Raw genomic sequence first — 13,319 nt, 5'->3', positions numbered from 1 at the left:
AATTTCACACCCGCTATCATTGAGCATTAATGATGCGAAGCTTAGTGCTTATAAAAATAATGTCAAGATCATAAGCTATTGAATTTATTGACATTTATATAATTCTGAATATAATATGTATTAGCGTATTACATGCAAGCTATTGTAATCAGGAAGATTTTTTGAATATGCCACCTCCCACCAAATGAATGTATGAAAAATAAACAGCAAGGTTGCATGATATTGAATGTATTGCTTTTTTTGTGGAATTGAATTATTTCCATAAAAAATGAATTTATTTCCACTTTAGGTTGTTTTATTTAACTAGAGACTAGTTAAAGGATTGAGGGCGTGCGCAATTGTTCAGATTGATTAGACAAGAATGCTCTGTAGCGGATTAGTAAAATTGCCCACAGGTTTGTATTTTATTGCGCATTGGGCGAAATAAGTTATCTGAAATTCACCACTGCATAACCATTCGTAACTCTGAAATGTTTAGGTAAGTCTTAGAATGATCACTCTAAGCTGTTATTCCCCCAAAATCAGTTTCGCAGTTCAAAAGGTTAATAGGGTGAATAAAACTTTGGCTATAGAAAAGCTAATCTGAAAGGGTTTTGCATAGTCTAGAATTTATGCCAGCCCCACCTTTGATCTGGTAAGTCTAAATCAAAGAGCAAAGGCAATTAGGTTTGGCTCTTTGGGGGACGTTGGTTAATTAATCTTTAGGTTCTTGAGAAGTTGTTGATAACAGATACGTAAAATCAGCAAGGCAGTCTAACCGCAAGCAAGGTAAGTAGGCCTGAAAAGCGGTTAGGTAGGTAGCTAAAACGCAGATTGGTCTCATTCTAAGGGTTATGCCTTCATCTAATTAAAATTGAGCCCAAGAGAAGTTGAAGGTTTCAGATAACTAGCTTGTAGATCGCAAAAATCCATAAATGTATTGTCTTTTTAGGTTTCATCAGTTAAATTTTGTATCGGCTTTATGGAAGCCTGCCCACCTCAACTGGCAAATTCTTTCGAGAACCATGTAACACTCAATGTAATTGATCTTATTACTATTACGAGAACATAGACAAACTAGAGGTGAGTTTTACCGAATTCTCGAATAAGGCAATAAGACTATGACTGATATTACCACTCCGACATTCCGCTCTAACTTTAAAAAGCTCAGTAGACATATTCAAACAAACAACGAGATTTGCTACAAAAAAGCCCAAGATATCGCCGCGAAACAGTTTGGCTTTCCTTCATACCACGCTCTGGGTGCTCATAGAAATCGCATTAATAATGAGTCCAATATCGTAAATGCCAATTTGGGTACGGACGGGGTAAATGAGCAATATGCCAAAGCCCAGGGCAACAGAGGCAAACAACTTAACCCAAATCAGCAAAGCTCACTAATAGTTGCGTTCGATAATGAGCTAATCGTTAGGACGACTCATATAAAAGGTGACGAATTTATATTTACCGAAGAAGATTTTCAGACTGAATACCTTGATAAAGGCTTTGCTGAAGAGATTGGTGCAAGGTTAATTAGTCGTGAAGAGCTAAAGCGTCGTGATCTACCATGGGGGGAGTTTCCTGATCCTGAAGCGTATCGCTTACATCAATGTGGTTTAACCTGCATTGAGTTCCTAAGAGACAAAGATACTCCCTGGACTAAATCGGATGCAGATAAATTCCTGCATGAGAAATTTTACTCAAAAAATAATGTTAAGTATTATGATACTTGCTGGCTTGATGGTAAACCAGTGCGAAATCATATTGGCGATGATAGTGCGCGAAAAATGGCATTACCTGAACCCCTTGAATATTGCCCAGCGATAGATGGTTATTAAGGTCTGCGTATCGAATTAAATTTGCCTAAGTCTTTTATCGGAGGACAATAAAGTTTGATCGATACAATACAGTCTGATCATTTTCTGCTTTAAATAGACGGTTCGGCGTGAGTGTTCTATCTCATTCATGTCCATTTTCGAGTCAGCGAGATCTCGCTGGCTCATTTATGCCCCAAAATGAGCTAGATCATTTAAATTTCCATATTATCTACCGTCTGGTTTTCCCTACATTTTCTCATCAAAACTCTAGATGTCCCTGTAGCTGTCGGGGAGTAAACTGGTGGCAACTTTTTAGTGATTAAAGAGCACGGGCGTCAATAAGATAGGGGATAATAAGTTTTCACTACACCTCGATTCAGGTAAATTTGGGACTAGAAGTGTTTTATAGGACATAAAGCTAGCAAGGTATTAGATTACAGATCAAACAGTTGATAATAAAAGAATAAAGTGTAAAATATATGAGCTAGTAGATTTAGGCAGAAGTTTGGAGTTCAATCCTCCACTTCAGCACCCTGGACATAATAGCTGTACTCACGTTTGTAATTATTTCACTAAATTACATGAATAATTTGTTAGTTTCACAGTCAACAAATACGAGAGGAGGTTTTATGGAAGGATTAGTTCAAAACGTAAAGTATGTCGCTTCAGCTGTAGTAAATGGGGTGAGTGCGGTTTGTTCCGGTGTTGTCGCAACTGGTGTAACTTCAGGGTTGAACCTAGAGAGCTTAGGCTCTTTGGGCTTCTTCCTAAATCTACTGGCTCTTTCAAAAACACCCCGTCTTTCAGACTTTTAAACTTAGGTCCTAAATGATTACTGTCCAGAAACTGGATAGGGGCTTAACGCATTTATGCCCCATTCCGTGCTCGCTCTCCAAACTGAGTAATCTTCAGGCAACTACGTTTGCCATACAATCTCTAATAGATAGGCAAAATTCAAGACCTGCCCCGAAGGACCGTAAAAGCTTACTGACTTTAATACATATTTAAGTAAGGCACTTTATGTGCAATATATGGTTTTTGTATATGACTCGTACAATTCTCGCTGGTATCAATTACAGACCTTAACTCACATCATTCGGAAAGTTAGATTGCTTTGGCCTGCTCGCTTGAGGCGTGTAAGGTCACTAAAACAGCGCTTGTAATCCACATACCACTCGATGGCTCAAATAAATACATAGGCATAAAACCAAACCAAACAACCAGAAAATACTGGGGACCTACTTGTACATAGGATGCCCAATTAGTTGCTGTTATACCTAGCATTGTGTAACTTGGAATTACTTGATAACCACCAACAGAAAATATGGCTACGTCAAAACGAAGAGACGATTTCAAAGCTAAGACAAAAAGGGAACTCGCAGACAGAGCAAGCAACCTATGCTCTAAACCTGGATGCCAAAATCTAACGAAAGGCGCAAGGGCAGGAGCCCCGGGCTCCGCAGGTGTTGGTGTTGCAGCTCACATTTCAGCTGCGTCCGAAGGTGGTCCAAGATACAACCCTGACTTAACTCCCGAACAACGTAGCGATTACCAGAATGGAGTCTGGCTTTGTCAAACTTGCTCTGTACTCATTGACAGTGATGCCCTTAACTACCCCACAACTACTCTTGTACAATGGAGGAATGAGGCCGAGGCATACTCCAACTCGAACCTAGGCAAACCCCTATATGATGGGAGCACAGTAAGAAAAGAATGCATCAAAAGCGTTGTTGAGCATGCTACTGGTGACACCATTTCGTCATCAACACAACTAGCGGTCGAAGCACTAAACATCAACAGCACAGAGTTATCTAGATTAGACCCGCGCTTTGACATCACAACTAACATTGTCAACAGCAAGGTCAATACTTTTATCGTTCCAAAAGCCGAAAGTGTCACAATATCAATAGTGCCCGTAGTAGACGATGGTGTTTTATATGAGTCTCTAGAAAGTCTTGAAGAGGAGGGAAAAGAGTTTTCTATTCCTACCAGCCAGATTAAGGCAAGTGGCTCCCCGCTCTTTGATAGGATTTTTTCAGAGCCGGGTGGTGTGCTAAACGCACGCCCTAAGACTGTAAAACTCCAATGTGAGCTATATGCATCAAATGAAAAAACGGAATTACTGATATGTAGCTTCAATGCAAGTATGTGTGGCGGCACTAACCTCATGACAATAGAAGGAATTGCGCTGAATAAATTTATACTTTTTTCTTCAAAAATATCAGATGTTAACTATTCATCATTTACAATTTGCACTAGCTCTTGGTTAAACAAGCAAATTAGCTCACTCCCTTTTTTCCATAAACTTGAACGCGCTGCTGATATACTTGACGAATCGGGCGTTCTGAAGGTTGTGCACGATGACTCAGTGCAAGGTGAAGTTAAGCTTGGGCAAACAGACCCCGAAGGCGTTAACCCTCTTATAGAGCACTTAGTTTCCGTGATCAGGTATGTAAGTAATGCACGTATCGTGAACAATTATTTTAAGACTAACCTCACATTTCAACACTTCAATGTACCGGTAGAGCAAATAAAAGCTTTAGACGAAATCTGCGAGCTGATTGAAAAACCGAAGGTTATCACCTTCGAACAAGTAACATCAAACATTAAAACAAATGTACTTCTCCCCAAGGATTTTTGTGCCGTCGCAAGCCCCATAGACAAATCTAATATGAATTTGATTATAAACCCACAAGGTGCCTTGCTTACACTGCTCAACCAACCTATCCCCGAATACTTCATAAGCTATGAGTTTACCGACGTAACTTTGCTATCAAAAGACGAGTTAGTCGCAAACACAGTAATAGAGCTAGAGATAGAAATGAACGAGGGAAGCAAGTGCATTAAATCCCTTCACAAGCAGAAACCTAGCCTATAATACAGGGGATTAATGGCGCTCTGCTTTGCTTAAGCCGACTACTTTCGACTTCGATCGATCTTCTTAGGGCTAGATTTAGTTGTCCTCCTCTTAACCCCGGCAGTTCTGGTTGCACCTTGCTGTCCAGGTACGACTTAGAGTGATCACACTAAGCAAGTTATTACCCCAAAATGATTTTCGCTGTTCAAAAGGTAAACAGGACAAGTAAAGCCTTGGCTATAGAAAAGCTAATGTGAAAGGGTTTTGCATAGTCTAGAAGTTATGCCTGTCCTATCTTTTTTATGTGAGGCACAAAATTCAAGACCTGCTCCCGAATTATCATATGGGCCGAAGACTAGTGACTTTGCTCTTTGTTTTGTCGTAGCGTCTAACTGCATTTGAAACTACTTAGCTCAATTGTTACCTATCCCCTTGTTGTGACTTACCTCCCTGCGTGAACATTGCACTTTATGCAATGATGGAGGTTCTTCATTTCACTCAGGCAGAGAAACTGGGATAGAGTTCTTTCTACGGTGTAACTCATTGTTGAGACATTGGTATACTGTTAGTCTGGACTGATTAATGTACTCTGGACCTGTTTATATTGAGACCGTTCTTATTCGGAATTCAGCCTAATATACAGTTATATTGGTCGCAAACTTGGAGTTATAATTGTTAGAAGAATTATTAGATCTCGCCGAAGCTAAGCTTCGTGAAAATGGAGAAAATCCTAGTTACGAGTCCATTATAAACTTAGCATCCGATATATTAATCGAAGACCTCAAAGAACAAGAAGAAGTAAGAGTCAAAAGTGTTGTTTCTGAACATGATGCTTTTATAAAAAGAAACAGAGAAAGATGGTCTGTTGGTTTTCGCAAACTTCATGCTTTAAGAGAAACGTGCTTAGAAGCAGGAATGAATTTTCAAGAGCAATTCTTGAAAATCCCTAAATACGAAACTGATGAGTTAATCGGTGTTTTTCTTCGTCAACATGCGCATGCATGTCGTATTTCGGGTGAAATTATTCACCTCCTTGAAGGAGGTTACCCCGATGCTGCACTTGCTCGTTGGCGAACTTTGTATGAAATGGTAGTTACTTGTCTTGTTATAAAAAAACATGGAAAAGATGCTGCAATTGATTACATTAAGCAGGGAATTGTTCACACTGCTGAAGGTATTGAAGAGCACCGAAAAACAGCAGAAGCAATGGGGCAGGAAACTTTTACGGATGAAGAGTCTGAATATTATTCCAATCTAAAAAAAGAAATTACCAATGGAGAGTCTCATTGGAATTGGGCACGTAAGCACACCAAATTTGCACAAATAGGCAAGTTGAGCGAGTACGTAGGACTTGAGAAGTGGTCACATAATTATAAACTAGCCAATCGTAATATACATTCTGATTATTTTGAAATGGCTTCATTGTATGCAATGAATGAGGCAAAACAAGATATATTACTTTGTGGTCAATCAAACTCTGGGCTAACTGAACCGGCTCATTTTACGGCAATTAGTTTGGCTCAAATTACTACTATATTTCTGGGTGTATATATCGAAGATGAAAATAGTGGTTTGGATTATAAAGATTCAGTGATGTTTATGAAAATAATAGATAATTACGTAAAAGAAGTTGGTGAGGCATTTCTGAATGTCGAATGACCAATACAACAAGGGTTTTCAAATAGGACAATATGCGTTATATGCCTAGTCAAAATTCGATATCGTTGATGATGTGATACCTTTGAAAATGTGTGATTAACAGTGTTGTCAACGATAGAAAACTATATTTTAAGAGGTGTAAATGAGTAAAGTAAATTGGATTAGTGCCCCGCTAGGAATAAAAGGGAATCTTGAAGCTTGGAAGTCTTTTATGGAAAGTAATTACCCTAATCCAACTGTAGGGGATGTACACTTAATAACCTATGACAATGACGATCGAGTAGGTTATCTATATAAAGGTATTCATCCTGCATCTGGTGAAGGTTGGTGGGAGAGAGTTAAAGAAGAAGTCTTAGAATCCTATTTTGATACATGGTTAAGCAGTGCAGTTGCTGGAAATGAAGACTCTGTTCTTGAAGGGATGACTCAAGCACTCGAACCTGAAATAAGATCCACTATGGAATCTCTCCATGATGAGGGGTTTGATGATGAAATATTAGCTGATTTTGCTCACCAGATGAGTAAGCGATAATTTTTAAATATATGCATGGATTTTAAGGTATTAGGATTTAATGTAGGAATAAAAAATCCTGAAGTGGTCAACTAATTTTGGCCAAGGACTTAGAGTCATTCTGAAATAATCGTTCAGACTCTGTTAGAGTCAAACCACCGTTGTATAGTGGTCAAGTAAAACTGGCCACGGCTTTAGATTATTCACGGTATCTTCGCTCAGATTCATTTCGTGTCAGACCACCATCCTACTAGGCTTTTAGTGACCAGATTTGTACAGCTTAGTTTTATGGTAATTTGAGATACCTTATCTTTCTCATCAAACTTCTAGGTGCCCCTCTGAGGGTTGTCTATTCATACCGTGATATTAGGGCTTTAGAAAAATAGTGCACAAATTGCATAGAAGTAAGGCACGGTTTGTGAGCATTGATTTTAAATAAGTAAGATAAAACAGTAGGCTACACTTACGCTTGAATAGATAATAAGCAAGGAATATGATAATTTGTATGCACATAATAAGAGTCTTAAATGACTGTGCTAATTCAGGAAATATAATGACTAGTCCATACACAGAAAATGATAATCGCCTAGCAGATGTTGTGGCGGCAATTCAAGTTATGGCGACCTACAAATTCTACAAAATGGATTTTTCAGGGTGGGCCAAGCGTATTGAAGGTGATGATTCAAAGGGTGAATATTGGAAAGTAATATTTGAACAACATCCTGAATTCTTCAGATTGGGTGGTGAGCGTAAGAAAGCCTCATTAGTTTGGCGAAGAAACTACCAGAAGTTATACAATGTAGATCGTGAAGAAAAAGTAACTAGAGAGGAGTATCAGGCTTTAACAGCTGAGGAGAAAAAGCGCTTTTCCAGAGTCCCCCTTAGTAATTCAGATATATCCACACTAATAAATACTGCTATAAACATTCAATCTGGCGAGTTGGATAGCAAGAAAGATTCAAGATGGTGGATTAGTGGCGCAATTGGTTTGTTAGGTGTCATAGTTGGTGCGGTGGTAAAAGCATATGCAGGGTAAGAATTTCAAGTCTAACAAGCGGGACAGTTTTATGCGTTGCTGCTCCGTAAAGTTGCCGAAATTTTGGCGTTAGATATATGAGTTAGCATTAGCGTTAAATTTAGCTCACGGAGTTTTTATGTTTGATAAATTAAGAAATTGGTGGGAAGGCGAGGTATACCATATTGAAGGTGTTTTTCCTGGCATTCGCTATAGAAGACATTGGACGGCTGATTTAGCTCGTGGTTGTACTAGTTTTTATTTGAAAAACTGGAAATGGTGTTTAGGTTTCACCGCGACAATTATTAGTTTAACTGTGGCCATCCTGAAGCTAGGTTAAAAGCGTAGTCAACAAGCTAATAACAAAGCGTTGCGGTGTATCCTATTACCATACTTGTCTAATCAATGCCAGATAAAATAGACGTAATACTCTAAATGGCTTTTGACCGATTTAATTCTTCAAATATTGGGTTCATTAGGTTTGCAAATTAGAAATTTGTTGATTAACACTGCTAACGAAGCAATCAACACTATTCCTATTTTACACGGTATTCGCGATTTCTAGTGAAATAGGCTTAGTAATTATTGCGGCGTTAGCCTTCTTTAAAAAAAATGGGAAAATAGACCGTGTATGAAATCCAATTCTGAAATATATAATGTAGCTTCTAGCTTTTTAAATATTGCTGAATTAGCTAAAGATAAAGCAATTGAAATCGATGTTTTTCTAGCTGCCTTTAACGCCAATTTAGCTTTTTCTATAGAGCTTTATATCAAATCATTAGATGCCAAATCTTTTGAAAAGTTAGATTTAGAAGTTGGGAGCGCTAAATTCTATTCAAGTTATGCACAAAGCAATATCAAGGGGCACCTACTTAATAAGTGCTTTAACACTCTCCCTGGTAAAATTCAAAATGAGTTAAGTAAGCGCTTTAAAAATCATCAATATAATGTAACGTGTTCGCCTCTAATAAAAGTTCTCGAAAACGTTAACGATCATTTTGTTACTGCTCGCTATGCGTTTGAGCGAGATAATCACCTTTCAGACAATGATTCTGATGTTTTGCTTTTTTTAGCAAGATTTTTTAGGGATGAGTTGCGACCGTAAATATAATCGGGTAGCCGGAGGTATCTACCCTGCATGCGCTCCGCACAGGGCGGTTCATTTAGAACACCTAACCTTAACTTTCTGTTTAGCTTTTTGTTTCGAGAGTGAACTGCGATCCATCACTCAGTGAACATAAACCTGCTTTCTTAAGATAGTCATTAGTAATGATAATGTGAATCGTATAGTTTAGAGCCTAAGCACTAAATGATTTCTGTCTAGAAGTGCGTTACAAGATCAACAGTTAGCCAATATAGCCTCCTGAGGCTATATCTTAAGAGAAGGAAAGTTCTAGCCTTTTACTCATTTGAGCTTTAACTTATTTTTTGCGCTAGCACTTAATCGAGGGGATATCCTTCCAACATGAGGTGTATTGCGGTGTTAGCAGCTCTCTTCGCATGCTCCATTGTTGAGATATGCCTTGGGCTGCTATGAACATCGAATCTGTACCGTATTTTGCATTAATGCTATCAAGAACGTTCATCACTTCAGGGCTCTTAGTCACTTCAAATAAATCTCTTTGAAGGTTCGCTTCTCTTGATAGGTTGATTAGGCCAATACCAATCTTATAGTAACGAACATCAGGTCTAAACCTAGCTAATGCAGCATGAGTTGCAGCCTCAATAAGCTCGCATGAATCGTTTGTTGGGTATGCGAAGTGGTGAATGTACTTAAAGCCACCTGGACGTTCATCAAAGGGAGAGTTGGTCGCAAATACCATCATGCTCTTACACAAAGAACCTTGTGTTCTGGCTTTAGCTCCAGCTATTGCTGCATGCTTACTCAATGCTTGGCTGAGTGAAGTTAAGTCGCAAATTCGATTACCAACACTGCGTGTTGAGAATATCTGTTTTTTATCTGCCCTAGCTTCATCCCAGGTCTTGCATACTTCACCGTTGAGCTCTCGCACTGTGCGTTCAAGTTCAATACTAAACTGCTGTCTAGCGATACCTGGTTTCAATTTTGATAAGGCGTAAGCGTTATGGATGTTCATAATCGATAGTCGTTTTGATATCCGGCCACCAACGCCCCAGACGTCTGATGTTTTCAACGATTTGAGTATGGCACTGCGTTGCTCATCTGAATGAATGGCACAAACACCGTTATAGCCTTCAACCTTCTTAGCGGCATGATTGGCGACTTTCGCTAATGTCAGTGTGTCACCAATGCCTACACAAACGGGAAGGCGGGTTTCTTTCCATACTGCTCGCCTAATCTTGGCTGCATGTTGAATTAAGCAAGGTATAGCGGGGTAGCAGTTCTTAAATGAAAGGAACGATTCATCAATCGAATAGATGTGCTGCTCTGGTGCAAATCGCCCAATGACTTCCATCATTGCAGAAGACAGTGACCCATAAAGTTCATAGTTGGATGACAGGGCTATTACGCCTTTTTGCTCACATAGCTTCTTGGCTTCGAAGTATGGCCCAAATTTTTTGATACCAACATCTTTAGCCAATCTATTAGCCGCAACGATACAACCATCATTGTTACTTAAGACAACAATAGGGCGGTTACGCCACTCCGGCCTAAAGACTTGCTCAGCACTACAGTAGAATGAATTCGCATCGACCAAGGCATACATGCTTATGCGCTCTCTAAGACGGGACTTTTTCTATGGCAACGTATGGAGCGAATCACCACGCCTTCGACACTAAACGTATCGTGCTCGTGAATTGAGGTGCTCATGTGTGCTTCATTAGCAGAAAGCAGTTGTCGATTAAGGGTATCGATGATTTTACACACAAAAGCACCGTTGTAATTGGCAACGATAACATCTTGATTTCTAACGGTTACATGCCTATCCACAACCAAGATGTCGCCATCAAATATGCCCACCCCCTGCATTGAATCGCCGTTAGCTTGGCCAATAAAAGTGGCGCTAGGGTGCTCAATCAGTAGTTCATCAAGACTTAAGGGCAGTTGTTTGTAATCTGTCGCGGGTGACTCAAAACCTGTAATGCCAGCACTGGCAGAAATAGGAATAATGTTCATGATTTAAACCAAGCCTGTATATATATACAGTATTGTAGTGTTTGTGAGGTTTTATTCAATGCTGATTGTAAATTTAAGTGTTAAATCCCAGCTGCATCACATCGACTTTCGACGACTAAGTTTTTGTTCTTCTGTATGTTAGCTATCTTTTCTGTGCGTTTACATTCCCACTCACTGACTGGATATTGTTTATCCCAAGCGCCCATTAGTTGCTTTTGCTGCTTACTAAGGCTGAATTTTGGGTAGGTGTCACTCATATACAAGTAGGTACGGGCGATGCGGCCACGCGAAACGATAGGCGGTTCTGCCTTTCTATTCTCAATCTTCATTTCACAGCTACCGAAAATCGATACCGTTGCTGGTAAAATAGTGAAGTTTTAATTACTGCGTAATGCGTTAACTGAGCCAATAGCAGGGTAGAGGTTATACATGTCTGATTGCATATACCGATAACTTAGATTGACCTTCTCGGCGCATTAGCGGCCTTTAAATGCCTTTCCCTTACTACTGACGCAACTCTTGTGACCATCTCGCCACTCAGGATAGGCTCGTCCAAAATTTTCAGCAGGAACGACATATTCCCACTCAATGCGTTTTGCGCGCTTTTTGTATTTATCAGATTCAAAACCAGAAGGGGACTATAGCAAGGATTAAGAAGGAAAATTTCTTGATTATCAGCGAGTAGTAGGTTGGCAGCACCACTTAGGATATCGGTAAACTAGGCATGAGCCAATGGGTAAAGCTCCTTTGTATCTGAACAAGCGGCTAATTCATGCTTTTGATTGAAAGTCGTTAAGCTGCACTGTTCGTTAGTTTACTTTGTTAACACATTCATGCCCCAAAATAGGTTGTTACAAGTAAGTCATTGATAATAAAATACAAAAATTAGCCATCAAAACACTACACATATCACCATTGGGTGCTTGTCTTAATTAATTAGCGGGGTTTATTTAACCGTGATAGCATTGGTTAAGTGTATAATTCTTATACTTAAATGTACCCTAATGTTATCAAGGATTGAATATGTCTATTTCAGAGGAAGCATTACAACCTAAGTGCCCTGTATGTGGTGCTCAGCCAGTCCATACTGATGAGCATCAAAAGTTTATGATATGCAAAGAGTGTGGACATAAAGAGAATTTTGATGACTTCATGGAGGAGTTCAAGTCTAAGGTTTTAGGTGAGGTAAAGGGTTCCGTAACGAAGTCTTTTGAGAATGCGTTTAAGGGTAATAAAAACATCAAATTTAAAAGGAAGTAGAGGGTTTATGGAATTGACTGTTGGTGATGTGTGTGCCATTGCTGCTGTTTTACTTGCTGGCGGCTCTTTATGGCACAGCGTTAGAACTCACGATAAGCAGAAAGGCCTTGCTAGAGAGTTAGGTAATCTTCAAAGAGAGCTTACTGCATTAGAGTTAAAAGATGCTAAAGAGCGTGAGCTAAGTAAAGCGAAGGCAGAGTTTAAAGCTAGGTTTGCTAGCTATGGTAGTAACGGCAGTAAGCAGCTAGTTATTACTAATGTGGGTTCTGCTAAAGCCAGGGATGTAACGATAGACTTTGGTGGAGAGATTGACTTTGTTATGGGTTCAGACATTAAGGAGTTGTTCCCTTGTGACCTAGATAGTTCAGAGTCTGTTAAGTTGTTGGCAACGTGCACGCTTAGTAATACAGCAGTAAGAGAGTCCTTTAGGCTAGCTTGGATGGATGATGCTGGTGGTGACAGCAAGGACTTTAATGTTCAATATATGTAGCTCATGGTTATCTAGTAATTTTTAAATCATTCTAAAAATAATTTATAACTGTAAACGAAGTAATAGTGCCAGCCATAGTCAACGGCATAATGCATTTAAATTAAAATGTTAGCAATCACGTATCATTAACTAATTACACTTGGGAGTATAAATGGGTCAATACCACAATGATCAGCCAATAAAAGGCGGTCAAAATGATCCCGACCTATTGAACAGGTTAGGTTTTTCAAACCATTTAGCTGAAGTTCTACTCTTAAAACAAAATGATGAATGTTTAACCGTCTCACTTGAAGGTGAGTGGGGGTACGGGAAAACATCCGTGATAAATCTAATCAAAGGTGCCTTAAATGAAAAAGAACAAGCACCTATCATAATCGAATATAATCCATGGTTAGCTGGTAAACCTGAATCTTTAATACAGGATTTTTTATTACAGTTTTCTTCTCAGTTAAGTATTAATGATAGTTCTGATATTGCATTAAAGGCGGCAAAAGAATTAGTCGCATATTCAAGTTTATTTAGTGTTGCTAAGCTAGTTCCTGGTGCTGAACCATGGGCATCTATTGTTGAGAAAGTATTCTCAACATTTGGAAGCGCTACAAAAAAGATAGCTGAACTTAAAAAATTAGATTTA

General features: G+C 39.1%; 13 protein-coding genes and 1 pseudogene. 11 read left to right on the top strand and 3 right to left on the bottom strand.

Annotated features, from left to right (window positions below; translation table 11 throughout):
- Positions 1–1,100: 1,100 nt before the first annotated feature.
- The 8 genes from CXF86_RS19410 to CXF86_RS19370 all read left to right on the top strand — a co-directional run bounded on the left by CXF86_RS19410 (position 1,101) and on the right by CXF86_RS19370 (position 8,943).
- Positions 1,101–1,817, top strand: a complete 717-nt coding sequence (locus tag CXF86_RS19410) for a hypothetical protein (RefSeq protein ID WP_102039822.1) — start codon at positions 1,101–1,103, stop codon at positions 1,815–1,817.
- A 608-nt stretch (positions 1,818–2,425) separates the two neighbouring features.
- Entirely contained in the window at positions 2,426–2,611 is a 186-nt protein-coding gene (locus CXF86_RS19405; protein WP_102039821.1) for a hypothetical protein, read from the top strand.
- A gap of 509 nt (positions 2,612–3,120) precedes the next feature.
- Positions 3,121–4,674 (top strand): hypothetical protein, encoded by a 1,554-nt coding sequence (locus CXF86_RS19395; RefSeq protein ID WP_102039819.1) that lies wholly within the window; start codon positions 3,121–3,123, stop codon positions 4,672–4,674.
- A 651-nt stretch (positions 4,675–5,325) separates the two neighbouring features.
- Entirely contained in the window at positions 5,326–6,312 is a 987-nt protein-coding gene (locus CXF86_RS19390) for a DUF5677 domain-containing protein (RefSeq protein ID WP_102039818.1), read from the top strand.
- A gap of 142 nt (positions 6,313–6,454) precedes the next feature.
- Entirely contained in the window at positions 6,455–6,844 is a 390-nt protein-coding gene (locus CXF86_RS19385) for a hypothetical protein (protein ID WP_102039817.1), read from the top strand.
- A gap of 532 nt (positions 6,845–7,376) precedes the next feature.
- A complete protein-coding gene (locus CXF86_RS19380; protein ID WP_102039816.1) occupies positions 7,377–7,859 on the top strand; it encodes an N-carbamoyl-L-amino acid amidohydrolase in 483 nt (160 codons plus the stop codon).
- Between the two features lie 118 nt (positions 7,860–7,977).
- Entirely contained in the window at positions 7,978–8,178 is a 201-nt protein-coding gene (locus tag CXF86_RS19375; RefSeq protein WP_102039815.1) for a hypothetical protein, read from the top strand.
- A gap of 291 nt (positions 8,179–8,469) precedes the next feature.
- Positions 8,470–8,943, top strand: coding sequence for a hypothetical protein (locus CXF86_RS19370; protein ID WP_102039814.1), 474 nt, complete (start codon positions 8,470–8,472; stop codon positions 8,941–8,943).
- A 328-nt stretch (positions 8,944–9,271) separates the two neighbouring features.
- Here the strand turns inward: CXF86_RS19370 and CXF86_RS19365 are convergent, their stop codons facing one another.
- The 3 genes and pseudogenes from CXF86_RS19365 to CXF86_RS19355 form a co-directional block, all read right to left on the bottom strand.
- Complete coding sequence (locus CXF86_RS19365; protein WP_102039813.1) at positions 9,272–10,525, bottom strand: Y-family DNA polymerase; 1,254 nt, start codon at positions 10,523–10,525, stop codon at positions 9,272–9,274.
- A 2-nt stretch (positions 10,526–10,527) separates the two neighbouring features.
- On the bottom strand, positions 10,528–10,935 hold the full coding sequence (locus tag CXF86_RS19360) for a LexA family protein (RefSeq protein WP_102039812.1): 408 nt from the start codon (positions 10,933–10,935) through the stop codon (positions 10,528–10,530).
- A gap of 80 nt (positions 10,936–11,015) precedes the next feature.
- Positions 11,016–11,573: pseudogene (locus CXF86_RS19355) on the bottom strand (endonuclease); the annotation flags it as partial.
- Positions 11,574–11,958: 385 nt separating this feature from the next.
- On the opposite strand from CXF86_RS19355, the gene CXF86_RS19350 reads away from it, so the two are divergent.
- The 3 genes from CXF86_RS19350 to CXF86_RS19340 all read left to right on the top strand — a co-directional run.
- Positions 11,959–12,195 carry a hypothetical protein gene (locus CXF86_RS19350; protein ID WP_102039811.1) on the top strand — a complete coding sequence of 79 codons (237 nt, stop codon included), beginning with the start codon at positions 11,959–11,961 and terminating at the stop codon, positions 12,193–12,195.
- 7 nt (positions 12,196–12,202) lie between these two features.
- Complete coding sequence (locus CXF86_RS19345) at positions 12,203–12,685, top strand: hypothetical protein (RefSeq protein WP_102039810.1); 483 nt, start codon at positions 12,203–12,205, stop codon at positions 12,683–12,685.
- A 151-nt stretch (positions 12,686–12,836) separates the two neighbouring features.
- The coding region (locus CXF86_RS19340) for a P-loop NTPase fold protein (RefSeq protein WP_219622745.1) at positions 12,837–13,319 on the top strand (483 nt) is incomplete at its 3' end.

Source organism: Shewanella sp. GutCb (genome assembly GCF_002836135.1).
Taxonomy (GTDB): Bacteria; Pseudomonadota; Gammaproteobacteria; order Enterobacterales; family Shewanellaceae; genus Shewanella.
The sequence above is the reverse complement of the archived record's forward strand: the minus strand, read 5'-3'. Positions and strand labels throughout refer to the sequence as shown.